Annotated in this window: 21 protein-coding genes; 9 read left to right on the top strand and 12 right to left on the bottom strand. The window is 75.0% G+C overall.

Annotated features, from left to right (window positions below; genetic code table 11):
- Positions 1-42: 42 nt before the first annotated feature.
- From M4D82_RS03670 to M4D82_RS03650, 5 genes are read left to right on the top strand one after another with little or no spacing between them, the layout of a single operon-like run.
- Positions 43-1992 (top strand): roadblock/LC7 domain-containing protein, encoded by a 1950-nt coding sequence (locus M4D82_RS03670; protein ID WP_249764640.1) that lies wholly within the window; start codon positions 43-45, stop codon positions 1990-1992.
- Positions 1989-2345 carry a DUF742 domain-containing protein gene (locus M4D82_RS03665; RefSeq protein WP_249764639.1) on the top strand — a complete coding sequence of 119 codons (357 nt, stop codon included), beginning with the start codon at positions 1989-1991 and terminating at the stop codon, positions 2343-2345. The genes M4D82_RS03670 and M4D82_RS03665 overlap by 4 nt, the downstream gene beginning before the upstream one ends.
- Positions 2326-2973: a GTP-binding protein gene (locus M4D82_RS03660; RefSeq protein WP_249764638.1), complete on the top strand. Its 648-nt coding sequence runs from the start codon at positions 2326-2328 to the stop codon at positions 2971-2973. The genes M4D82_RS03665 and M4D82_RS03660 overlap by 20 nt, the downstream gene beginning before the upstream one ends.
- Positions 2970-4199 carry a cytochrome P450 gene (locus M4D82_RS03655; RefSeq protein WP_249764637.1) on the top strand — a complete coding sequence of 410 codons (1230 nt, stop codon included), beginning with the start codon at positions 2970-2972 and terminating at the stop codon, positions 4197-4199. Before M4D82_RS03660 ends, M4D82_RS03655 begins: the two co-directional genes overlap by 4 nt.
- A complete protein-coding gene (locus tag M4D82_RS03650; RefSeq protein WP_249764636.1) occupies positions 4196-5440 on the top strand; it encodes a cytochrome P450 family protein in 1245 nt (414 codons plus the stop codon). The genes M4D82_RS03655 and M4D82_RS03650 overlap by 4 nt, the downstream gene beginning before the upstream one ends.
- Positions 5441-5513: 73 nt before the next feature.
- Here M4D82_RS03650 and M4D82_RS03645 read toward each other — a convergent pair whose 3' ends face one another.
- From M4D82_RS03645 to M4D82_RS03635, 3 genes are all read right to left on the bottom strand, one after another.
- On the bottom strand, positions 5514-6239 hold the full coding sequence (locus tag M4D82_RS03645; protein ID WP_249764635.1) for a zf-HC2 domain-containing protein: 726 nt from the start codon (positions 6237-6239) through the stop codon (positions 5514-5516).
- Positions 6236-6838 carry a sigma-70 family RNA polymerase sigma factor gene (locus M4D82_RS03640; RefSeq protein WP_249764634.1) on the bottom strand — a complete coding sequence of 201 codons (603 nt, stop codon included), beginning with the start codon at positions 6836-6838 and terminating at the stop codon, positions 6236-6238. Before M4D82_RS03640 ends, M4D82_RS03645 begins: the two co-directional genes overlap by 4 nt.
- Before the next feature lie 84 nt (positions 6839-6922).
- Positions 6923-7906 carry a DUF1996 domain-containing protein gene (locus tag M4D82_RS03635; RefSeq protein ID WP_249764633.1) on the bottom strand — a complete coding sequence of 328 codons (984 nt, stop codon included), beginning with the start codon at positions 7904-7906 and terminating at the stop codon, positions 6923-6925.
- 179 nt (positions 7907-8085) lie between these two features.
- Between M4D82_RS03635 and M4D82_RS03630 the strand changes: the two genes are divergently transcribed.
- The 4 genes from M4D82_RS03630 to M4D82_RS34245 all read left to right on the top strand — a co-directional run bounded on the left by M4D82_RS03630 (position 8086) and on the right by M4D82_RS34245 (position 14000).
- Positions 8086-8814 (top strand): DUF1838 family protein, encoded by a 729-nt coding sequence (locus M4D82_RS03630; protein ID WP_249764632.1) that lies wholly within the window; start codon positions 8086-8088, stop codon positions 8812-8814.
- 397 nt (positions 8815-9211) lie between these two features.
- Complete coding sequence (locus tag M4D82_RS03625; protein ID WP_249771421.1) at positions 9212-10987, top strand: S8 family peptidase; 1776 nt, start codon at positions 9212-9214, stop codon at positions 10985-10987.
- A 247-nt stretch (positions 10988-11234) separates the two neighbouring features.
- Entirely contained in the window at positions 11235-12818 is a 1584-nt protein-coding gene (locus M4D82_RS03620) for an ATP-binding protein (RefSeq protein WP_249764631.1), read from the top strand.
- 933 nt (positions 12819-13751) lie between these two features.
- A complete protein-coding gene (locus M4D82_RS34245) occupies positions 13752-14000 on the top strand; it encodes a helix-turn-helix domain-containing protein (RefSeq protein ID WP_349637113.1) in 249 nt (82 codons plus the stop codon).
- Positions 14001-14083: 83 nt separating this feature from the next.
- Here the strand turns inward: M4D82_RS34245 and M4D82_RS03605 are convergent, their stop codons facing one another.
- From M4D82_RS03605 to M4D82_RS03565, 9 genes are all read right to left on the bottom strand, one after another.
- Complete coding sequence (locus M4D82_RS03605; RefSeq protein WP_502988861.1) at positions 14084-14995, bottom strand: glycoside hydrolase family 19 protein; 912 nt, start codon at positions 14993-14995, stop codon at positions 14084-14086.
- A 184-nt stretch (positions 14996-15179) separates the two neighbouring features.
- Positions 15180-15590 carry a rodlin gene (locus M4D82_RS03600; RefSeq protein WP_249764629.1) on the bottom strand — a complete coding sequence of 137 codons (411 nt, stop codon included), beginning with the start codon at positions 15588-15590 and terminating at the stop codon, positions 15180-15182.
- Positions 15591-15730: 140 nt separating this feature from the next.
- Positions 15731-15961, bottom strand: a complete 231-nt coding sequence (locus tag M4D82_RS03595) for a DUF5302 domain-containing protein (RefSeq protein WP_249764628.1) — start codon at positions 15959-15961, stop codon at positions 15731-15733.
- A 99-nt stretch (positions 15962-16060) separates the two neighbouring features.
- Positions 16061-16339: a hypothetical protein gene (locus M4D82_RS03590; protein ID WP_249771417.1), complete on the bottom strand. Its 279-nt coding sequence runs from the start codon at positions 16337-16339 to the stop codon at positions 16061-16063.
- Positions 16336-17094 carry an HNH endonuclease family protein gene (locus M4D82_RS03585; RefSeq protein ID WP_249764627.1) on the bottom strand — a complete coding sequence of 253 codons (759 nt, stop codon included), beginning with the start codon at positions 17092-17094 and terminating at the stop codon, positions 16336-16338. The genes M4D82_RS03590 and M4D82_RS03585 overlap by 4 nt, the downstream gene beginning before the upstream one ends.
- A 41-nt stretch (positions 17095-17135) precedes the next feature.
- Positions 17136-18503, bottom strand: coding sequence for a hypothetical protein (locus tag M4D82_RS34000; RefSeq protein WP_349637039.1), 1368 nt, complete (start codon positions 18501-18503; stop codon positions 17136-17138).
- Positions 18504-18999: 496 nt separating this feature from the next.
- Positions 19000-20511: a DUF5682 family protein gene (locus tag M4D82_RS33995; protein WP_283844442.1), complete on the bottom strand. Its 1512-nt coding sequence runs from the start codon at positions 20509-20511 to the stop codon at positions 19000-19002.
- 136 nt (positions 20512-20647) lie between these two features.
- Positions 20648-22570, bottom strand: coding sequence for a DUF5682 family protein (locus tag M4D82_RS03570; RefSeq protein ID WP_283844441.1), 1923 nt, complete (start codon positions 22568-22570; stop codon positions 20648-20650).
- Positions 22567-23724, bottom strand: coding sequence for an ATP-binding protein (locus M4D82_RS03565; protein WP_249764626.1), 1158 nt, complete (start codon positions 23722-23724; stop codon positions 22567-22569). Before M4D82_RS03565 ends, M4D82_RS03570 begins: the two co-directional genes overlap by 4 nt.
- Between the last annotated feature and the right edge of the window lie 48 nt (positions 23725-23772).

Here is a 23772-nt window from a genome sequence, read left to right as displayed (position 1 = left end):
GAACCCTCTCTTCCATTTACGCCCGGTTTGAGGCTTTGATTGATGACGGCGTCGCCCTCCCCCCTTCGTCCCTCCGCGCTCGCCCTGCTGATCACCGCAGCGGTCACCGGCGCTCTCTCGACGGCGGCGGTGGCCGCGGCCCCCACGGCCGTCCAGGTCCCCCTCGGCTGGTTCGCCGCTTCCGGATCGTTGCTGCTGGCCGTCGCCGCGTTCGCGCTGACCTGGTCGCTGCGCGCCAACCGGACGCTGCGCCGCCGACTCTCCGGCCTCACCGGTGAACTCACCGCCCGTGACGCGCACATCGCCCGGCTCACCGCCGACGCCACCCGCGACGCCGCCGCCCACACCGCCGAACGCGCCCGCCTCACCGCCGCGCACACGGCCGAGCTGGACGCCCTGACCGCCGCGCACGCCGCCGAGCTCGACCGGCTGACCACCGCCCACGGCGGCGAACTCGACGGCCTCGCCACCGCCCAGGCGGTCACCCGCGAGCGCCTCGGCGAGGAACTGCGCCGCGCCCGGTCCGGCCGGGCGGCCGCCATGGCCGCCGCCGCCAACGCGGCCGGCCGCATGCAGGCGCTCGCCACCGGAATGCTCGCCGACCTGCGGGAGATGGAGCACCGGCACGCCGACGAGGACGTCCTGACCGACCTGCTCCACCTCGACCACCGCACCGCCCAGGCCGGCCGCCTCGCCGACTCCATCGCCGTCCTCGCCGGTGCCCGCTCGGGCCGCCGCTGGGCGAAGCCGATCGTCATGGAGTCCATCCTGCGCGGCGCCATGGGCCGCATCGGCGGCTACCAGCGGGTCAGGCTGCACTCCACCAGCGAGGCCGCCGTCGCCGGGCACGCCGCCGAGGGCGTCATGCACGCCCTCGCCGAACTCCTCGACAACGCCGCGAACTTCTCGCCGCCCACCGCCGAGGTCCACGTGTACGTCGAGGACGTCCCGGCCGGCATCGTCATCACCGTCGAGGACAGCGGCCTCGTCATGAGCGAGGTCCAACTGCGCCGCGCCGAACAGGCCGTGACCGCCCAGTCGCTGGACCTGGCCGGGCTCTCCGGAACCCGCCTCGGCCTCGCCGTCGTCGGCCGCCTCGCCCACAAGCACGGCCTGACGGTGTCGTTCCGGCCCTCCGCCCGCGGCGGCACCGGCGCCATCCTGATGCTGCCGCAGGAGCTGATCAGCCGCGCCCCGGCCGAGGCCCTGCCCGCCCCCGCGCTCCTCGCCGCACCCACGCCCACGGTCCCGCGCCCGCGCACCCACGACGCGCGGACCGAGCCCGCCCACACCGGCCCCGCCGACGACGGCCGCCCGCCGCCCGCGCCGCCGAGGACGCCCCGACCCCGAAACCACCGGCCACGACCCGGTGCCCGTCGAGAGCGGACTGCCCCAGCGCAGGCGCGGCCGCACCCTGGCCGCCGCCCACCCCGAGGGCCCCGACGCCGCGACCGCGGCGGCCCGTACCCAGGCCGCCCCCACCGGCGCCTCCCCGTCCGCCGCCCGCTTCGGCAGCTTCCGCCAGGCCGTACGCAAGACACCGGCCCCGCAGCAGCCCACGAACCCCCCGCACCCGGAAGGCAACACGCGATGACCGGCTCCACCACCGACGAGACGCTCAACTGGCTCCTGGAAGGACTCCTGGAGCGCACCCCCGGCGCCCGGCACGCCCTCGTGCTCTCCCGCGACGGACTCAAGCTGTGCCGCACCCCCGAGCTGTCCGTCGACCAGGCCGACCAGCTCGCCGCCATCGCGGCCGGCATCCAGAGCCTGTCCCACGGGGCGTCCATCGAATTCGGCGACGGCACCGGCGGCGTCCGCTCCGCCATGGCCGAGTTCTACGGCGGGATCCTCTTCATCGTCGAAGCCGGCGAGGGCGCGCACCTGGCCCTCGTCGCCGGCGAGGAGGCCGACGCCGGACTCGTCGGCCACAACATGTCCGAACTGGTCGAGCAGCTGAGCGAACACCTGATCGCCCGGCCCCGGGGTTGAGCCGCGTCAGGCCGGGCCGGGACGACTCCCCGGACCGGCTCTACACCCTCACCGGCGGCCGCAGCCGCACCGGCGGCGACGCCTTCGACCTGGTCACGCTGATCGTCGCCGAATGCGACCCGGTTCCCGGCATGCAGTCCGAGCACGCCGCGATCCTGCGGATGTGCCGCTACCCGACGGCCGTCGTGGAGATCGCGGCCGAACTCGGCCTGCCCGTCTCGATCACCCGGATCCTGCTGGCCGACCTCCACGACACCGGGCGCGTCAGCGCCCGCCACCCCCGGGCCACGACGTACCGCCTTCCCGACCCCGACATCCTGGAGCAGGTGCTCGTTGGACTCCGCAACCTCTGACCGGGACCGATCCCGTCAGACCCTCAGCAGCACCGCCGACAACGGCCTGAAGATCGTGATCGTCGGTGGTTTCGGCGTCGGCAAGACCACCATGGTCCGCTCGGTCAGCGAGATCCGCCCGCTGAACACCGAGGAGACGATGACGGCGGCGGGCGAGGCCGTCGACGACACCCAGGGCGTCGCCGCCAAGACCACCACCACCGTCGCCTTCGACTTCGGCCGCATCACCCTCGACGCCCACAACGTGCTCTACCTGTTCGGCGCCCCCGGCCAGGAACGCTTCTGGTTCCTGTGGGACCGGCTGTTCTCCGGCACCCTCGGCGCGGTCGTCCTCGTCGACACCCGCCGGCTCGCCGACTCCTGGTACGCCATCGACCGCCTCGAACACCACGGCACCCCCTTCGTCGTGGCCTGCAACGACTTCGGAGGCCCCGACCACACCCCGGAGCGGATCCGCGCCGCACTCGACCTGCCGCCCGAGGTGCCCCTGCTGTTCTGCGACGCCCGCTCCCGCGAGTCGAGCAAGCAGGTGCTCATCTCCCTCGTGGAGCACCTCCGCGACCTCCAGAGCCACCGGCCCGACCAACCGGCCCTCGTCCCGCACACCCTCCCGGAGCCCACCCCGTGACCACCCCCGAGCCCCAGCCCGTCTACCTCGGCGGCCCCCGCTTCCAGAGCGATCCCGCCGAGCTGTACCGGGAGATGCGCCGCGACCACGGCGCCGTCGCCCCGGTCGTCCTCGACGGCGACGTCCCGGCCTGGCTGGTCCTCGGCTACCGCGAACTCCACCAGGTCACCAGCGACCCGCAGCTCTTCTCCCGCGACTCCGACCTGTGGAACCAGTGGGACCGCATCCCCGCCGACTGGCCGCTCCTGCCGATGATCGGCCGCAAGCAGCCGTCCATCCTCTACACCGTCGGCGAACGCCACCGGCAGCGGGCCGCCGTCATCTCCGAAGCCCTCGAAGCCATCGACCCGTTCGAACTCAAGGGTCACGCCGAACGCTTCGCCGACGAGCTCATCGACGGACTCTGCGGCAAGGGCTCCTGCGACATCGTCGGCGAATACGCCATGCTGCTGCCGCTGCGCGTCCTCGCCCGCATCTACGGCTTCTCCGACGCCCAGGGCCCCGGCCTCGTCACCGCCATGAACGACATGATCAACGGTCGGGAGGGCGCCCTCGACGGACAACGCCACCTCGGCGAGTCCATGTACGCGCTCCTCGCCGCCAAGTCCGCCGAGCCGGGCCACGACGTCGCCTCGCGGATGCTCGCCAACACGTCCGGGTTCACCGTCGACGAGATCGCCCAGGACCTGATGGTCATGATGGCCGCCGGGCACCAGCCCACCGCCGACTGGATCGGCAACTCGCTGCGCCTGATGCTCACCGACGACCGCTTCACCGCCTCGCTCGCGGGCGGCCGGCACAGCGTCGGCGAGGCCATGAACGAGGTGCTCTGGGAGGACACCCCCACCCAGAACGTCGCCGGCCGCTGGACCACCCGCGACACCACGCTCGGCGGCCGGCGCATCGGCCGCGGCGACCTCGTCCTGCTGGGCCTGGCCGCCGCCAACGGCGACCCGCACGTACGCGCCGACGCGGGCGCCCTCACCGGCGGCAACAACGCCTTCTTCTCCTTCGGCCACGGCGAACACCGCTGCCCCTTCCCCGCCCAGGAGGTCGCCGAGGTCATCGCACGGACCGGCATCGAGGTCCTCCTCGACCGGCTCCCCGACGTGGACCTCGCCGTCCCCGCCGCGGACCTCTCGCGGCGCCCCTCTCCCTGGCTGCGCGGGCTCAGCGAACTCCCCGTGACCTACACCCCGACCCCCGCCCTTGGAGCCCCGCGATGACCTGCCCGATCGACCACGGTGCCCCCGCCCCGATCACCCTCGACCCCTTCGTCACCGACCTCGACGCCGAGGGCGCCGCCCTGCGCGCCGCCGGCCCGCTGGTCCGCGTCGTCCTGCCGGGCGGCGTCGGCGTCTACTCCGTCACCCACCACGCCGAGGCCAAAAAGCTCCTCACCGACCCCCGCGTCGTCAAGGACATCGACGTCTGGGGCGCCTGGCAGCGCGGCGAGATCCCCCTCGACTGGCCGCTGATCGGCCTCGCCAACCCCGGCCGCTCCATGCTCACCGTCGACGGCGACGAACACCGCCGGCTGCGCACCCTCGTGGCGCAGGCCCTCACCGTCCGCCGGGTCGAGAAGCTCCGCGCCGGCATCGAGGACCTCACCACCGAGATGCTCGACAAGCTCGCCGGCGTCCCCGCCGGGGAGACCGTCGACCTGAAGGCCGGCTTCGCCTACCCGCTGCCGATGAACGTCATCAGCGCCCTCATGGGCGTGGACGCCGCCGAACACCCCCGGCTGAAGGCCCTCTTCGAGAAGTTCTTCTCCACCCAGACCCGGCCCGAGGAAGTCCCGGCCATGATGGCGGACCTCGGCGCGCTCTTCTCCCGGATCGTGGAGTCCAAGCGGCTCGCCCCCGGCGACGACCTCACCAGCGCGCTGATCGCCGCCTCCGAGGACGGCGACCACCTCAGCACCGAGGAGATCACCAACACCCTCCAGCTGATGGTCGCCGCCGGCCACGAGACCACCATCAGCCTCATCGTCAACGCCGTCGTCGCCCTGGAGACCCACCCCGAGCAGCGCGCCCTCGTCCTCGCCGGCGAGGTCCCCTGGGAGAACGTCATCGAGGAGACCCTGCGCTGGGCCACCCCCACCTCGCACGTCCTGATCCGCTTCGCCACCGAGGACATCGAGGTCGGCGACCGCGTCCTGCCCCGCGGCGAGGGCCTGATCGTCTCCTTCGGCGCGCTGGGCCGCGACGAGGCCCAGCACGGCGAGACGGCGGGCGACTTCGACGTCACCCGCACGCCGAACCGCCACATCTCCTTCGGCCACGGCCCCCACGTCTGCCCCGGCGCGGCCCTGTCGCGCCTGGAGGCCCTGGTGGCCCTCCCCGCGCTCTACACCCGCTTCCCCGACCTGAGCCTGGCCGTGCCCCGCGAGGAGCTCCGCAACAAGCCGATCCTCACCCAGAACGACCTGTTCGACCTGCCGGTGCGGCTGACCGCGACCGCCTGACCGCGAGCGCACGAACGCGTACGGGAGCCCGTACGGCCGGCTGTCACGGCCGCAGGGGCTCCCGTAGGGGGCGTCACACCGGTACGGCCACGAACGTCCGGCCCGATTCGTTCTCCACGACGACGGCCTGGACGTTCGCGGGGTCCACGGCCGCCGAGCCGTCCAGGGCCGCGCCCTTGCCCTCGCCGTGCTCCGCCGTGCCCACGACCCAGCCGCCGGCGGTGGTCCGCGTGCCGTCCTTGCCGATCACCACCAACCGGCAGCGCTCGCCGGCCGGCACCCCGGTCACCGCCGCGTGGACCCGCACCCACTTCGGGGCCGGCGTCACCTGTACGGTCATCCGCGCGCCCGTGCCCGCGTCCGTCGCGGACGCCACCCGGGTCCCCGCCGGCGGCGGGGAAGCGGGCGCCGACAGGCTCGGGGACGGCGCCGGATCCAGGGCCACCGGCCCCGCCCCGTCCGCGCCGATCCGCGCGCCCGCCCAGAACACCAGGGCCATCGAGGCCGCCGCGGCCACACCCACCAGGGCCGTACGCCGCCGGGCGGCCGCCGCCCGTTCGCTCCGCACCTGTCGCAGGGTCCGCTGGAGCAGCAGGTCACCGCCCTGCGGAGGCCCGTCGAGGAAGGCCTCCTCGGGCACCTCGCCCAGTACGCTCTCCATCTCCCGCAACGCGGCCACCTCCTCACGGCACCGCACACAGTCGCCGACGTGCTCCTCGACACGCCGTACGTCCTCCTCGTCCAGGACGCCGAGCACGTACGGGCCGAGCAGTTCCTCCTCGTGCCGCTGCCGGTTCACGCCACCACCTCCCGCAGTCCGCCGGGCTGCTGGGGCGGCCGGCCTGATCGTCTGTCGCCGGCGGAACCCCCGCCGCCGTCCGTGAACACCTCGCGCAGTGCCTTCAGCGCGTAGTGCGAGCGCGACTTCACCGTGCCCGCCGGGATCCCGAGCCGGTCGGCGGTCTCGGCGACACTGCGCCGGCGGTAGTACAACTCCGTCAACACGTCACGATGTTCCGGCGAGAGCCGGTCGAGGGCGCCCAACACCGTCATCGTGTCGACCACCGCGTCCGCGTGGTCGCCCTCCACCGGCGGAGCGGCCGCCGAACCGAACACCTCCGGGGGCCGGGCCGCCTTCGCCCGGTAACGGTCCGTGATGATGTTGCGGGCCACGGTGAGCAGCCAACCGCGCACCGAGCCCTTCCCGTTGACCAGGACCTCCGTGTGCCGCCAGGCCCGGATCAGCGTCTCCTGGACGACGTCCTCGGCGGTGGCGCGGTCACCGGTGAGCCGGGTGGCGTACGCGAGCAGGGCGTTGCCGTGTTCCTCGTAGACCGTCCTGATCAGCGCCTCGTCCGTCCCGCCCCGCCGTGCGCGGGGCCACAGTGGTCCGGCCATCTCACCCTCTCCGTCCGCCTCGTGTCGCGTGGTGCGGTCGGAACACGCCCCGGACACCCCAGCGGTTCATGTGATCCGCGTCACTCACGTCCGGCAGGTGCGGCCCTGGTTGAGGCAGCCCACGAGCGCGCGCATCGCCTCGTCCGTCATCACGTTCACGAACATCGCGTGGTCGGTCCTGGGGCTGTGCCGCTGCTCGGGGAAGGAGTCGAGGGCGATCGGCACGCCGGGCGCGACGGCGTAGGAGAGGGTGAGGCGCAGTTCGGGCACGGGGAAGGTGCCCCGCGGGCACACACCGCGCGCGTCGGGGAAGCGCAGGTGGGAGCGGTGGCCGGCGGACTCGTTGTCCAGGCCGTTCCAGCAGCTCGGGAAGACGAGCGTACGGGTCACCAGGTCGCCGGCAGGACAGCGCGGGTACCCCGTCGTCGACCGGTCCGGCAGGCCCGAACAGCCCCAGCGGGCCCGTACGTCGGCGTCCGTGCCCGCCGTGTGGGCGACGGCGTCGCCGGTCATCGCGCGCAGGAAGCGGGGCATCGGCACCACCTTGCCGACCGGGTTGCCCCGGAACTCCACGCCCACCGCCGCCTCCGGCAGGATTTCGCCGGCGTTGCCGTGCCCGGCGGAGGTCTCGTGGGGGCGGGTGCCGGGGCGGTCGGGGCGGCGCAGCACCGGCCAGTAGTAGGTGGAACGGTCACCGCCGGCGCAGCTGGTCGCGGCGGCGGCCAGGGAGGCGTCGCCGGACAGGGCGTCGGTGGACAGGTTCCCGACGTACGCGTGCGTGTGGTGGGCGCCGGCCCGCAGACCGGGGGAGACGACGAGGTTGTCCTCGTTCCAGTGCCCTTCCTCGTTGCGCCCGCAGTCCACCGTCACGGTGCCGCTCGACGCGTCGGGCCCGGTCGGGAGCGCGGCGCCGGGGTCCGGCGGCACCCGGCCCATGTCGACGAAGTCGCCCGCCACGGAGCCGTGGCCGGATCCGGGGGCGCGGGCGGCCCCCCATGCGGCGGCCGCCAGCCCGGTGCCCAGCACCAGGCACACGAGCAGCGCCAACAGTCGGTGTTCGTTCCCCATGACGGTCACGTTTGCCGCTGTTCGCCACCGGAGTCAACCGGGCGTCCCCACGAGCCGGGGACCCGCCCGTCGTAGGTGTCGCGCGCGGACGCGGCGCCCGCGCCAAGTGCTCGACCGGCCCGCCGTATTGGCGCGGACGGTGCTTGTACGGGCGCCTCGCGGGCAGCACAGTGGTGCCCATGACACCGGAGGATCTGCTGCGTGACTTCGCCCGCACCCGGGCCGCCCTCGACGGGAGCGAGGTCACCTTCCGGTGGTCCGGATCCGTGCACTCCTGGGCGCCCGGCGAGCCCTACCGGAAGGTGTTCGGCTTCGAGGGGATCAACGTCGCCCGGCTGGAGCCGGAGGAGGGCGGCTACCGGATGCTGTCGCGGGAGGCGGCGTTCTACCTCGACCCCACCACCGGGGAAATCCTGGAGAAGTGGCAGGACAAGCCCGTCGTGCACGTCTGGAACGACCCCGCCAACCAGAGGTGGCGGCCCTTCCCGATCCCGCGCACCGACCTCGGCGACCAGGTCTGCTTCAGCCTGGAGATCCCCCTCGCCTACCCTTCCCCGCTGCCCGTCGACCGCTACCCCCTGGAATCCGCGGGCGACACCTACCAGGCGCTGGAACTGTTCCAGTTCTTCGCGCCCGCCGCCGCCCTCGCCGGCGACGCGGCCGGTGTCCCCGCCACCATGTCGTGGACGCGGATGTCCCCCTGGCTGCCCTGGATGGAACAGGGACAGCGCCCCGGCGGTCTCACCTTCCACTGCCGCGGCGCGAAGCTCTCCTCCTACGCCGAGGTCCCCGAGCGGACCCGCGCCCACATCGCCGAGAACCATCCGGAGTTCGCGCACGCGCCCCGCGAGTGGAGCGAGCCCAACGAGTCCAGCTGGACCTACTTCCGCAAGCTGAACCCCAGGTAACCGCGCGGGCGTCCCCCGCCGGCCCCGCACCCTTGTCGCGCCCCCAGGGGCGGGACAAGGGTTTTCCCCGTATCGGGTTCACCGCCGCGTTGCCTACTGTCTGCCCACCGGCGGTCTTCCGCACCCCGAACTGCCACCGCGCCAACCCCACATGGCGTGAAGCAGCACGCGGTCGCGCGGATCGCCGGTGCATGCCGTCGCCCTGCCCCGCCGTCGCGGCCGGACGACGTGGCGCGCAGCGGTGCCGGAGCGGGTCCGACCACCCCGCCCCCGGCCCGTCGCCGCCGGTACACCTCCCACACCGCACCGACACCGGCCGCTCCGGCCTGCCCGGAAACGGCCTTTGAAGGGGAACACCGTGCACGCACCCAGACGTCGGCTCATATCCGTCGTGGCCATGTCCGTCACCCTCCTCGCCGGCTCCGCCACCGCCTCCGTGGCCGTCACCGCCGCGAGCGACCCGGCCACCACCCTCCCGGCCGCCGCGGCCCCCGCCGCCACGACCCCGGCGCCGGTCGAGAACCTCATCGTCGGATACAAGTCCTCCGCCTCGGAGGCCACGTCCAACACCGCGGCCGCCGAAGACGCCGCCGCCAAGGGCAAGAAGGCCGGCAAGCAGACGACGTTCGACCGTCGTCTCGGCACCGGCGCCGCCCTCGTCAACCTCGGCGGGGCCACCGCCCCCTCCGACGCCGCCGATGTCATCGCGCAGTTCCGCGCCGACCCGGACGTCGCCTACGTGGAGGCGGACTCCCGCGCCTACGCGCTGGCCACCCCCAACGACACCGAGTACGCCAAGCAGTGGGACCTCTTCGAGCCCACCGCCGGCATGAACGTGCCCGCCGCCTGGGACAAGACCACCGGCTCCGGCGTCACCGTCGCCGTGATCGACACCGGCTACGTGGCCCACTCCGACCTCGCCCCCAACGTGGTCGCCGGCTACGACTTCATCTCCAGCTCCACCGCCGCCCGCGACGGCAACGGCCGCGACAACAACGCCGCGGACGAGGGCGACTGGAACGCCACCGACGGCGAGTGCGGCGTCGGCTCCAAGGCGAGCGGCTCCTCCTGGCACGGCACCCACGTCGCGGGCACCATCGCCGCGGCCACGAACAACGCCAAGGGCGTCGCGGGCATCGCGTACAACGCGAAGATCCAGCCCGTCCGCGTCCTCGGCAAGTGCGGCGGCGCCACCTCGGACATCGTCGACGCCATCACCTGGGCCTCGGGCGGCACCGTCGCCGGCGTCCCGGCGAACCCCACCCCCGCCAAGGTCATCAACATGAGCCTCGGCGGCTCGGGCACCTGCGGCACCAGCTACCAGAACGCCATCAACGCGGCCGTCTCCCGTGGCACCACCGTCGTGGTCGCCGCCGGCAACAGCAACGCGGACGCGGCCGGCTTCTCGCCCGCCAGCTGCAACAACGTCATCAACGTCGCCGCCAGCAGCCGCTCCGGCGACCGCTCCTTCTACTCCAACTACGGCGCGATCATCGACGTCGCCGCCCCGGGCGGTGAGACCCGCCGCGGCACCGACACGCCCGGCACCGTCACCACCCCCGAGAACGGCATCCTCTCCACGCTGAACGCGGGCACCACCACCCCCGGCGCCGAGAACTACAAGCCCTACCAGGGCACCAGCATGGCCGCCCCGCACGTCGCGGGCCTCGCCGCCCTCCTCGTCGCCGCCAAGCCCTCGCTGACCCCGGCGCAGATCGAGTCGGCCATCAAGACCAACGCCCGCCCCCTGGCCGGCACCTGCACCGGCGGCTGCGGCACCGGCCTCGCCGACGCGGCCGCCACCGTCAACGCCGTGACCTCGACGCCGACCACCCCGTCCTTCCAGAACACCGCGGACTTCGCGATCGGTGACAACACCACCGTCGAGAGCCCCATCACCGTCACCGGTGTCACCGGCAACGCCCCGGCCACCCTCAAGGTCGGCGTGAACATCGCCCACACCTACATCGGTGACCTGAAGGTCGACCTGGTCGCCCCCGACGGCTCCGTCTACACCGTGCACAACCGTGCCGGCGGCAGCACCGACAACATCAACACCACCTACACCGTCAACGCCTCCTCCGAGGTCGCCAACGGCACCTGGAAGCTCCGCGTGAACGACAACGCCGGCGGCGACACCGGCAAGATCGACTCCTGGAGCCTCGGCTTCTGACCGGTCCCGATCCGGCCCCCGACCGCAGTCCCCCACCTCCGGTCTGACGGGTCGATAGTACGGACCAAACCCGCCTCGGACCTGCCGGTACCTCCCGTACCGGCAGGTCCGTCGCGTTCTCCGGGGCCATTTCTGTCGTGCGACTGAATTCTGCGTCACAATCCGGGTCCGTCCGGCGGCCGACCTCGTATTGTCGCGTCTCACAGGAATGGCACAGAGCTGGAGAGCGAAAGGCTGGTGGCTGTGCGTGGCGGCGACGGGGCACGCTGACACCAAGGTCGGGCACGGGGAACTCATCGACGCGGTCGACCGGGCGCTGACCGCGCACGGCCGCGCCATCCTCACCGGACCCGCCGGCGCGGGCAAGACCGAGGTCGCGCGGGCCGTCGCGGCCGCCGCCCACCGCCGGCGCGAAACCGTCCTGCGTCTCGCCCCCGAAGCCGCCGACCGCTCGATACCCGAGGCCTCGGCCGCAGCCCTCCTCGCCTCCGTCCCCGCCACCGCCCTCGACCGGCTCGCCGGCCCCCAGCGCACCGCCATCGCCCAACTCCGCCGCGAAGCGGACGCCCCGGGCGCCGACCGCGACCACGTCGCCCTGCGCCTGGCCGTCGGCGAGGTCCTGCGCACCCTCGCCGAACCGGGCCCCGTCCTGCTCGTCCTCGACAACGCCCAGTGGCTCGACGCCGAGAGCACCGACCTGCTGCGGTTCGCCCTGCGCCTGACCCCGCCCCGCGTACGGGTCCTCGCCGCCGAATGCGTCCAGGGCGGCGCCCCCGTCGCCGAACCCCTCTGCGGCGCCGGCACCCCCACCATCCGCGTCCCCGCCCTCGGCGCCGACGAGGTCGCCGAGCTCCTGCTGCGACACGGCCTGCCCGCCCGCCTCGCCGGCCGCATCCACCAGGCCAGCGGCGGCAACCCCAGACTCGCCCTCGCGCTCGGACACTCCCTCGCCGAAGCCGGCGCCGCCGCCACCGGACCCGGCGGCGGCGCCCACCACGCCGACCCCTGCCCGTCACCGGCCGGGCCCGCGACGTCGCCCGGCGCCTGCTCGCCGAAGCCCCCGAACCGGCCCGCCGCACCCTGCTCCTCGCGGCCCTCGCCGCCCGACCCACCACCCCTGCTGCGCCGCGCCGGCCGCCCGACGCCGAAGCGGAACTCGCGCAGGCCGAACGGGCCGGGCTGGTCACCGGGGAGGACGGCGCCGTCACCTTCACCGCCGGCGCCCTGCCGACCGCCCTGGCCGCCGACGCCGGCTGGGCCGAACGCGCCGCCGGACACGCCGCGCTCGCCGCCGCCGTCGACGACCCCGTCCAGGCGGTACGCCACCGCGCGCTGGCCGTCGACACCGCCGACGAGGCACTCGCCGCCGAGATCACCGACGCGGCCGCCGCCTGCCGCCGCCGCGGCGGCGCGACCTCGCCGCCGAACTCGGACTCCTGGCCGCCGAACGCACCCCTGGGCCCGGCCCAGCGAGGAACTCGCCCGGCTCGTCGCCGCCGCCGAGGACGCCGGCTGGGCCGCCGCGCCGACCTCGCCCGCCGCGCCACCCGCGCCGTACTCGCCCGCGACGCCACCCCCGCCCAGCGCGTACGGGCCCGCCTCGCCGTCATCGACGCCGCCGGTCAAGCCCTGGCCCACCTCGACGAGACCATCGCCTGCGCCGTCGCCGACGCCGAGGGCGACGCCTCCCTACGGGCCGCCGTCCAACTGCGCATCGCCTGGAAGCACAACCTCAGCGACGGCGACCCCGTCCGCTCCCGCGACGCCGCCGCCCGAGCCGGCGCCCTCGCCCAGGCCGGCGGGGACCAGGTCGCCGAGGCCATGGCACTGACCGTGGCGGCCCGCATGGGCCGCATCCTCGGAGACCCCGACGCCGAGGACATCCTCGCCCGCGCCCTCGCCCTGCCCACCCCCGAAGTCCCCCTCGGCATGCGCAACGCGCCCCAGTACCTCGCCGTCCGCCACGCCCTCTTCGACGACCGCCTCGACGACGCGCGCCGGCAACTGCTCGCCCTGCTGCCCGCCGTCCAACGGACCGGCTCCGCCGAGGACGTCTTCGAGGTCCTGCGCAGCCTCACCGAGGTCGAACTGCGCCGCGGGCACTGCACGCTCGGCGCCGCCCACGCCCGCCGGGCCCTGGAACTCACCATCGAGGCGGGCCTCTCACCCGGTCCGGCCTGGTACGTGGCCGCGACCGCCGAGGCCGCCGCCGGCAGCTTCGCCCGCGCCGCCGGCTACGCGCGCCGGGGCATCCGCGCCTCCGAGGAGGAACACGACCAGGTGTTCCTCTCCCGCGGCCTGTACGCCCTCGGCACCGTCGAACTCGCCACCGGCGACGCCGCGAAGGCCGTCGCCACGTTGCGCCGGGTCGCCGCTTTGGAGGAGGCGCAGCAGGTGGTGGACCCGTCGATCCTGCGCTGGCACGGCGAACTCGCCGAGGCGCTCATCGCGGCCGACGCCCCCGCCGAGGCCGTCCGCCTCCTCGACCGCGTCACCCCCGTCGCCCGGGGCCTCGACCGGACGGGGGTGCTCGCCGCCCTGGACCGGGCCCGGGGCCTGGCCCTGTCGGCGTGCGGGGAGTCGGAGGCGGCCGTCGCCCGACTGGAGGAGACCGTACGGCTCTTCGCGGACCTCGGGCTGCCGCTGGAGCAGGGCCGTACGCTCCTGGCCCTCGCCCGGGTGGAGCGCCGGCGACGGCGCCGGGCCCCCGCCCGCGAGGCGCTGCGCGGGGCGGCGGAGGTCTTCGAGCGGGCGGGGGCCGAGCCTGGCTCGCCCTCGCGCGGGACCGCGCCCCGAGACGGCGGCCCCGCACCGGGCAGCGGCCGGCCCCGGGGCGCTGACGGAGGCGGAGGCGCGGCTCGCGCGGCTGGTCGGGGCGGGCGCCAGCAACCAGGAGGCGGCCGCGAAGCTCTTCGTCAGCGTCAAGACGGTGGAGGCCAGGCTCACCCGGATCTACCAGAAGCTGGACGTCCGCTCCCGGGCCCAACTCGCCACGGCGCTGCGTGGTCACTGACAGCGTCACCGACAACGCGGTCACTGACCACCGATGACCGACCGTACGCCCCCGACTCGGGGCCGGGGGCGTCCCGGTGCCGGTCAGCAGGTGAGGTTGTTGCCCGGGGTGACGCCGAGCAGCTGCGTGAACGCCTGGTAGTTGTTCACCCGGCTCTGCACCTGCGCGGGGTTGCCGCCGTTGCACTCCAGGGATCCGTTGATGGAGCGGATCGTCTCGCCGAAGCCCGCGCCGTTGACCATGGCGGCGTGGGCGGTCATCGTGCCGGGGCCGTTCTGGGTGTTCCAGTACCAGAGCGCCGTCTTCATGGCGATGGCCGGGTCCCGCTCGACGAGGTGGGGATTGGCCAGGAGGTTGATGCCGAGGGCGTCGCCCGCCGCCTTGTAGTTGAAGTTCCAACTCAGCTGGATCGGCCCGCGACCGTAGTACGCGGCCTGCCCGGCGGGACAGCCGTAGGGCTGCGAGGCGTCGCAGTAGTGCGGGTAGTTGGCCGTGTTCTGCTCGACGATGTGGACGAGCCCGCCCGTCTCGTGCGAGACGTTCGCGAGGAAGGCCGCCGCCTCGCGCCGCTTGACGGTGTCGTCACCGGTGTTGGCGAAGCCGGGGTAGGCGGAGAGCGCGGCGACCAGGCCGTTGTAGGTGTAGAAGGGGTTCCGGTTCGGGAACATCCGGTTGAACTGGGCCTCGCTGACCACGAAGCCGGACGGGTTGCCGGGGTCGGTACCGCCGCCTTCGCCGCAGGCGCCCTGGTCGGACCAGACGCCCCACTGACCGGTGGTCCCGGGCGTCTCGCCCTGGGTCCACCACTTCGCCTGCCAGTTGTGGCCGTTGTGCGAGGCGTTCATGCCGCCCGTGTACACGGCGGAGGAGGTCCACGCGGAGGCGCAGGCGGGGGCCGCGTTCGCGGAGGAGGCGGGCAGTGCGACGGCCAAGCCGAGGGTCACGGCGGCGGTGGCCACGAGGGAGAGGGCACGGCGACGTAGCGTACGTATCACGTAACTGCTCCTGGAGTGGGGGGAGTTGTCGCGGGGAGACGTGGGGAGCGACGACTACCGCCCACTGAACCCAAAGTGGTCTGGACCTGTCAAGGACTAGACCAAAGTTTCGTGTGGCGCGCACCGAAAACGCCGGAGCGGCGTGCCGGACAGTGCCGGCACGCCGCTCCGCTTCCCGCCTCGATCAGCTGCCGGCCGAGAGGTTGCCCGACAGGACCGGGATGTTGTCCAGGATGTGCGAGAGGGAGTCGTCGCCCTTGGCCTGGGTGGAGTTCTCGGTGCACTGCTGGTTCTGCGGGTTGGCCAGGACGTTGATGTCCTGGACGCCGACGTTGACCAGGGCCAGGATGGACTGCGCGTTGACCTTCGCCGGCAGGCCGACGCAGAGCTTGTTGAGCGAACCCTGGACGGCGGAGAGCTGCGGGCTCATGGCGCCCCTGGTCTCCTGGTTGCCGTAGGCCTGGACGGAGTTGTTGCCGTTGACCGTGTTCACGCCGTTGTCGTTACCGATGGCCATCGCCGGGGAGGCCATGACGGCACCCGTACCGATGACGGATGCGGTGACGGCGGCGGTGGTCATGAGCTTCTTGAGCATGTTGATCCTTCTGTCGCATGGGCTGTCCCCGGCGGGACGTCCTGATCAACTGCCGTCGCGGCCAAGGGTTATCGCCCGTCACCCGTGCGGCCCAACGCCCTCACCGACCGCCTCCCTCGGCCGGTCGGCCGCTCGGTGGCTCAGCCGGTCTTGCGGCGGACCTTCTTGTTCTTGCCGCCACCCGGCGCGCTGCCCGTGCCCGTCACCTTCGCCCGGCTCTGGTGGGCCTCCTGGGCCCGGGTGTTCGCGGCGTTGCGGGCCAGGGCCTCACGGAACCTGCGCTTGGCCGCGTCGGCGGGGGATTCGTCCTTCGGGGTGTCGTCGTTCTCGGGCGTGGGGTCGGCCTGCGGGGTACCCGTATCGTCAGCCATCGGCGTGCCTCCTGGAGTGATCACTTCGCCCCAGTCTGTCAGTCGGATCCCCGGGGGGCCACGGGGTTCCCGCCCCGGGTTGTCCGGCGGGTCGGCGCGTCACCGGGCGGGCGGGGCGGGAACCCCGGCGCCGCCGCCCGCGCGGACCGCGTCGAGGGCGGCCCGGTGGAGCGCGTACGGGTCGCCGGACGCCACCGGACTGCCGGTCAGCGTGTACCACTCGTCCGCGTCGGTGTACTGGATCGCGAAGCGGACCGACCCGTCGGGGTGGGCCGTCGTACGCAGCGTCAACGGGCCCGTGATCACCCCGACCTCGTCGGTCATCGCCCCGCCGGGCCCCGCGAGGACCTCGTCCTGCCACTGTCGGGGCGCGCTCATGACGCGGCGCACGTGTCGAGCATCACGGTCAGCTTCGTCCGCTCCGCCTCGGTGACGGTCAGGCCGTACTGGGACTTCACCGTGGTCCAGGCGCGCCCGTACAGGCACCAGCTCGACCTGTCGGTCGGCTGCCACAGGTCGGGACTCTGGTCGCCCTTGGAACGGTTCGAGGACGCCGACACCGCCAGAAGCTGCGGCCGGGTCAGGTCGTTGGCGAAGGCCTTGCGCTTCGCCGCGTCCCATCCGGCGGCGCCCGAACGCCAGGCCTCGGCCAGCGGCACCATGTGGTCGATGTCCAACTTCGCCGCCTCGTCGATCTCCGCCCCGTCGTACAGGCTCTTCCAACGGCCCGACACGGCGCGGCACTCCGCGTCCCGACCGACCTCCGCGCCGTCGCGCTTGAGGACGACCTCACGGGTGTCGCACTTGTCGCCCTGCTCCGCCCAGTGCGTGAACTTGTCCCGACTGTAGCCGGCCATCGTGCCCGGCTTGGCGACCGGCAGCGCCGCCAACTGCGTCCGGGCCACCGCCACCGCGACCATGCCGGGCAACACGTCACCCGAGGGCGGGTTCCCGTTCGCCCCGGACGGGGCGGGAGACGAGGCGGTCGAGGGGGTCGTGCTCGCCGGAGGCTTGGCCTCCGGTTTCCCGTTCGCCTTGCCGTTCTCCGACGTGCCCGAGCCCGCGCACCCACCGACACCGAGCACCAGTGCCACGGCCACCACCGCGCCGCGCACCCCTGACTGACGACCCATGACCCCACCCCGAGGAGATTCGGACACCGTTCCGCTGAAGGTTACCCATATCCGGACATCCAACCGCGCACCGGGCCGATCAGGCCCAGGTCGCGGCGACCAACGACCGCTGCGCCGCCGTCAGGTGCGTGAACGCCTCCAGCCACCGGCGGGCGTAACCGTCGGCCGAGGCCTCGGTGAGCCGCCCGAAGCCGTCCCGGGAGCGCCGGTCCGCCTCCGCGACCAGCGCCGCCGCCAGTTCGGCCGCCGCCCCGAAGCCGGCCCGGCGCAGCGGCCCGTACGACGACAGCGGCTCCGGCCCCGGGCCGACTCCGCCACCGCCCGCCGCCCGCCCGCGACCCCGCCTCCAGCAGCCGCCGCACCGCCACAGCGGGAGTCGGCCAGCGGGTCGGGCCCGGCTCGGCGGGCAGGCCCGGCCGCGCGGGCGCCTCGCCCTCGAAGTGGCCGCCCTGGAGGCGGTCGTAGCCGAGGTCGGCCCGACCCAGCCACTCCTGCGGGAGCCGCAGCGTGTACGCCGCCCCGGGCACCGGCCCCACCGCCAGCGGGCTCAGCGTGCCGGCCCGGTCCAGGTCCGGGCGGCCCAGGACGCGCACCGCCAGCCCCGGACATCCGGCCAGGCGGCGCAGGTTCGCGGTGTGGGCCAGCTCCGGGTGCGGGTGCGCCGGGCGCAGCCGCAGCAGCGGCGCGTCGGGACGTACGGCGCCGTCCGGCGACAGCTCCCGGACCAGGAGGTCCGCGCCCGCCGCGCCGACGACCTCCACGTCGCAGCCCAGCAGACCCGGCTCGGCGCCGGGCTCGGTGGCCGCCTCGGCCAGTGCCGCCGACACGGCCTCGGCGGCCGGGCGGGCGAAGAGCGCCCGAACGGGCTCCTGCGCCCAGGACAGCCCCGGCGCGGGTGTGGCCCGCACGCCGCGCCCCGAACCGAGCCGGCCGTCGGCGGACACCGTCGCGCCGACGATACGCAGCCCCGCGCGCGAGAGCCCCGCATGGTCGAGCACGGCTCCGCCGAGGGTCACGGAGGCGTTCGCCGCCCCGCGGGCGCGGGCCAGGCCGCCCGGTCGGACGTCGGACACCGTGTAGGGGGAGCCGTCGGCGCCGAGCAGGTGGGTGACGACGCCCCCGTAGCCGGTGGCGGTCAACACCGGCTCCCGGCACAGGCCGTGCACCAGGAGGCTGCCCCCGGCCGCGTAGGCCCGGCGACCGCCCCCGGTGACCGCTCCGGAGGCCACCCACGCGGCGGTGGTGAGGAGTTCGCCGAACGCCGCCGTGAGGTCGGTGAGCCGCTGACCGGCGGCCCGCTCGCGGGCCGCGCGCAGGCCCCGTACGACCCGCAGGGCCGCCGCCTCCGCGCGCGGCAGTCCCGCCAGACGGGCGCTGTGCGCGGCCCGCAGCAGCTCCGCCTGGACCACCGCGCCCCGGCGCTCACCCCGGCGGCGAGCGCCTCGGCGGCGACCGCCCACAGGGCCGCGCCGGCCCGCACCTGATCCGGGGCGAGCACCGGAGCCTCCTGCGGCGGCGGTGGGGCGTCGGAGTGCGAGGAAGCACGGTCGACGACGGGCTCCGGCTCCGGCGTCGCCACCGCGCCCGCGTCCGCGAGCGGGGCCGCGCCCAGCACCGCCGCCCGGTGCAGACAGCGCGGCGCCAACAGGCAGGCGCAGTCGGCCTCCTCGGCCCGTGCGATCACCCCTGTCGGGCCGGGTCGCAGTGTGACGAGCGCGTCCTCACCGAAGCGGACGGTGACGCTCCCGTCGTCCCCGGCCACCGCACGCGCCTCGCACTGAGCGATCGCCGCGTCGAGCTTCTTGCGCAGCCGGGCGCTCAGGTTCTCCACGGCCTCGGCGAGCACCTCGGGGGCGACCGGAGGCAGCACCCCGGTACCCGCCCCGGACTCGGCGCTGATGCTGTTCAACGGGGCTCCCCACGGAGTCGGTCGCCCACCCAGCGGGCGAGGGCGAGAGGGCTGAGGGCGGCCACCGGCATGCCGGCCGCCACGAGCTGCCGCGCCACCGGCACCGAATAGCGGGGCGCGCCCGCGTCGTCGAGGGCGGCGCAGCCCAGCAGATGGGCGCCGGACGCGGCCAGGGCGCGTACCTCCCCGAGCAGGCCGCCGAGCGGGGCGCCCTCCTCGAAGTCGCTGACCACGACGACCAGCGTGCGGCTCGGCACGGTGATCAGGGTCCGGGCGTGCGCCAGGGCCCCCGCGATGTGCGTGCCGCCGCCGACACGGACCTCCAACAGCAGCGACAGCGGGTCGTCCACCCGGTCCGTCAGGTCCACCACCTGCGTGGAGAACGCCAGGAAGTGCGTGGACAGCGTCGGAACGCCGCCGAGCACCGCCGCCGTCAGCGCCGACCAGATCACGGACGCCTCCATCGAGCCGGACACGTCCACCACCAGGACCAGCCGCCAGTCCGCCTCCCGCGCGGCGCGGGTGTGGAACACCGGCCGTTCGGGGACGACCACCACCCGGCCGTCGTCCAGCCGCCGGGTGTGCGCCAGGTTGGCCCGCAGGGTACGGGCCAGGTCGAGCGGGCCGCCCGAACGGCGCGTCGGACGCGGCGTGGCCAGACCCGACAGGGTCGGGCGCAGCCGCGTCGCCAGCTCCTTGGCCAGCTCGTCCACCAGCCGCCGCACCAGGGGCCGCAGCCGGGCGAGTTGTTGCTCCGGCATCCCGCCGGCCAGCGAGAGCACCGAGCTCAGCAGTTCCACGGACGGGCGCACGGACGCGGGGTCGAGCTGCGCCAGCACATCGCCGCGGCCGGCCTCGGCCGCGTCGGCGAGCACCTCCTCGCGCACGTCGCCGCCGAAGAGGGACTCCAGTTCCGCCGACCACTCCCGGGCCGTCGGGAAGGAAGGCCCGTCGCCGCCGCCCCCGCCGGGGCTGCCGCCGCGGTCGAGGTCGCCGGAGCCCTCGCCGCGCCCGGCGCCGTACAGCTCGTCGAGGGCGCGGGCGTAGCGGCCGGCCTCGGGCGGGAGGCGGTCGCGCTGCCGCCGAGCAGCAGTCGCCACCGGTCGGCGGGCGCGAGCCGTCGATCGCCTCGGGGTTCGGGGCGGGGCGCGGGCGCCGGCCCGACGCGGGTCGGGCCGCGGGACGCTCCGCCGGAGCGGCCCCGAACCCGTCCCCGCCCGTGGCGGACGGAGGAGCGCCTTCAGGGCCGCCCGGCCGGCCGCGTCGGCGGCGGCCCACAGGGCCAGCAGCGCGGGCGGCGCGTCGAGCGACAGGTCGACGCGGTCGCCCAGCCGCTCGGTGACGGTCTCCAACAGCCGGTCGCGGGCGGCCGGCGACAGGACGTCGAAGGCGCCGCGCAGCGCGGGCAGCCGCTCCAGGAAGGCGTCGTCCGCCAGGTCGTCCACCCGGTCCAGCAGCGGCGTCAGGGCCGCCGGGAGGCCCGAGCAGGGGCCGGCCGCGCTGAGCACCCCGGCCAGGCGGCGGCCCAGGGCGCGCCGCCCGTCGGGGAGGTCGCGCCGTCGATCCAGGCGGCGGCGCGCGCACCCAGCCCGGCCGCCGGATCCAGATCCAGCAGGACCCGGACGGCGAGCGCCGCGCCCCGCATCAACGGACTGCCCCGGAGGCGAGTTCGGACAGGCAGGCGTCCATCCGCAGCCCCAGGCGCCGGGCCGCGGCCCGGTCGGCGAGGGCCACCAGGGCGCGCGCGTCGGCGGGGTCGTCGCTGCCGGCCAGGCCGGGCAGGGACCGTACGGCGGCGTCGATCAGCTCGCCGGTGAGCGCGGCCGCGCGCTCCCGGGCCGAGGTGTCCGCGCCGGGCAGGTGGCCCCGGTGCAGCCCCTCCAACAGATCGGCCGCGTCGAGGAGTTCCGCGACGGTGGCGGTGTCCGGCAGGACGGCCGCCACCTCCTCCAGTCGTACGTCGACCAGTTCGGGCAGGTCGCACCGCGCCGCGGCGTCCAGCCCGGCCAGGATCTGCGCCGCCGTCGGGCCGCCTTCGGCCGCCTGGCGGCGCGCGTGGTCGCGCAGCGTCCCGGCGGCCGCCTGGGCGGCGGTGACGCCGCGGACCCCGGCCAGATCGAGGCGGGCCGGGACCGCGGGGGTCCAGGACAGGCGCCACTTGCTGCCGAGGGCGGTGCCGTCGCCGGTGGCGGCGACGGTGAGGGGCTCCCCGTAGGAGGCCCCGCACACCAGCAGGCGCCGCAGCAGCACCTCGCGCCGCCCGTCGAGCTCGGAGCGCAGCGGGTCGAGGCGGACCTCACGCGGAGCGGGGTTCTCCGGTGACGGCAGCCGCAGCGCGGCCAGCTCCGCCTCGACGGAGGGGCCGAGGCCGCTGCGCGGGGCGTGCGGGGCGGTCCGGCCCCGGCCCGCGCCGACCAGTACGGCCTCCAGTGCCCTGGCCAACGCGCGGCCCCGGCCCAGGAGTTCCCCCTGCCCGAGCACCGTCGAGACGGCTTCGAGCAGTTCGCCCCGGCCGGGCGCGGGCAGCCCGCGCAACGCCGCCAGGTCGCAGGCGAGGCGCAACGTCTCGGCGGCCTCGCCGGTGCCGGCGGTGTGCCCGGCGCGGCGCAGCTCCCGGCAGACGGCGGTGACGGCGACCGACGCCGCCTCCCGCAACCGCTCAGGGTCGCCACCCGCCTCGAAAACGGCCTGCTGCCACAACGGATCCCGAATCCCGGCCGGATAACCGGAGCGGGAGTCGAGCAGATCGTAGGAGTACGCCACGAAGGAGGTCACTCCAGGCTCGCCGGCCGCCCCGGCCGCGTCGGCCCCGTTGGTGGGGTCGGGGGCGTCGGTGGGGGCGGCTGCCGATTCCGGGGGCGTGCGGGGGCCCGGGACGGTGGCCGGGGCCAGGGCCGGGGCGTGGAAGGCGCCGATCACGGCCGCCACGCGGCGGCCGCCCGTCGACGCGGCGGCGATCACCTCCCGCATGTGGGCCTCCCGCGCCAGGTCGGTCGCCGAGACGGCGCCCGCGTCCGTACGCAGCGCCCAGCCGACGCCCAGCGCCGCCCGGCGCACGGCCTCGGCGGAGCAGCCGGGCGCCAGGACCTCCACGGCCCGGTCCCACAGGTCGTCGCCGTCGCGACCGGTACCGGACGCGGCGAGCCCCTCGGCGAACGCCCGCCGGCCCGCGCCGGCGCCCGCGCTCGCCTCGCCGGCGGCCCAACCCCGGTCCGCCAGCGGCAGGTCACAGCACAGGACCTCCACGCCCTTCTCCCGCGCCCAGCGGATCGCCGCCAGCTCGGGGGAGAAGTCCGCGAACGGGTAGAATGCCGGCCGGCCCTCCGCCGACAGGCCCGCCAGCGCCACCGGGGCCAGCGTCTGCGGGTCGGCCAGATGGACCAGCCACCGCTGGAAGTCGGTGGGCAGCTCCACGCACAGCACGTCCGGCTCCGCCGCGTCCAGCAGCGCCGGAACCATCGCCGCCAGCGCGGGACTGTGGTGGCGCACCCCCAGCAGGTACGGCGCGCGCGACGCGGCGAGCGCGTCCACCGCCCCCTGCGGATCGGTGCCGGTGGTGTCCGTCACCGCAGGCTCCCGCGCAGGTCCCACAGCCGCCGCCACATCGCCGAGCCGTCCTCGGCCCGCCGGCGCACCGGGCCGTCCCAGTACCCCAGCAGCCGCCCGTGGTCGGCCGGGTCGTCCTTGCGTACGACGCCCAACAGGTGCCCCGGCAACAGGTCCAGCACGTCCCCGCCCGGCAGGTACGCCGCCGACACCCCGAGGGAGGCCGCCACCTGCACGGCCTCGGCGGTGGACATGACCGTCCCCGGCCGCTCCACGTCCCAGCCCTCCGCGCTGCGCCCCGAGCGCAGGTCCCGGAAGACGGTGACGAGCGCGTCGAGCACCGCGTCGTCCACGCCGAAGCTCGCGCCGGCGCGCTGGACCGCCGCCACGGCCTGGCGTCGGATCAGCGAGGCCTCCGCGTCCGCGTCGGCGATCGGCGCGACCGTCTCGAAGTTGAAGCGCCGCTTGAGGGCGGCGGACATCTCCGAAACCCCCCGGTCGCGCAGGTTGGCGGTGGCGATGACCGTGAAGCCGGGGGCCGCCGCGACCAGCGCGTCCTCGGTGCCGGTCAGCTCCGGCACGCTGATCCGCCGGTCGGACAGGATCGACACCAGCGCGTCCTGCACCTCGGGCAGACAGCGGGTGATCTCCTCGACGCGCACCACCCGGCCCGTACGCATCGCCGCGAGCACGGGGGAGTCGACCAAGGCCTGGGAGGTGGGTCCCTGGGCGAGGAGCAGCGCGTAGTTCCAGCCGTAGCGGAACGCGTCCTCGGTGGTGCCGGCCGTGCCCTGCACGGTCAGCGCGCTGGTGCCGCACACGGCGGCGGACAGCAGTTCGGACAGCATCGACTTGGCGGTGCCGGGCTCGCCGGTGAGCAGCAGGCCGCGCTCACCGGCGAGGGTGACCACGCACCGCTCCACCAGGGCGCGTTCGCCGACGAACTTCGGGGCGATCACCAGCTTCGACGGGATGCCGGCGCGACGCTTGGGCAGGGCCAGTTCCTCGCCCTCGCTGCCGCACACGAAGGTGACGACGGCGCGCGGCGTGAGCGCCCAGCCGGGCGGCCGGGGGCCGGTGTCCTGGGCGGCGAGGAAGGCGAGTTCGCCGGCGTACCGCTCCTCGGCGGGCATGACCTGCCGGGCGGGGGCGGGCTGTTCGGTGACGGTTGTCATCTGATCCTCTGGGTCGGTAGTGGGTGGGGCGGGGTGTCGTTCGTACGG

The organism is Streptomyces sp. RerS4, from assembly GCF_023515955.1.
GTDB lineage: Bacteria > Actinomycetota > Actinomycetes > Streptomycetales > Streptomycetaceae > Streptomyces.
This window is presented reverse-complemented; position numbering and strand designations above follow the sequence as displayed.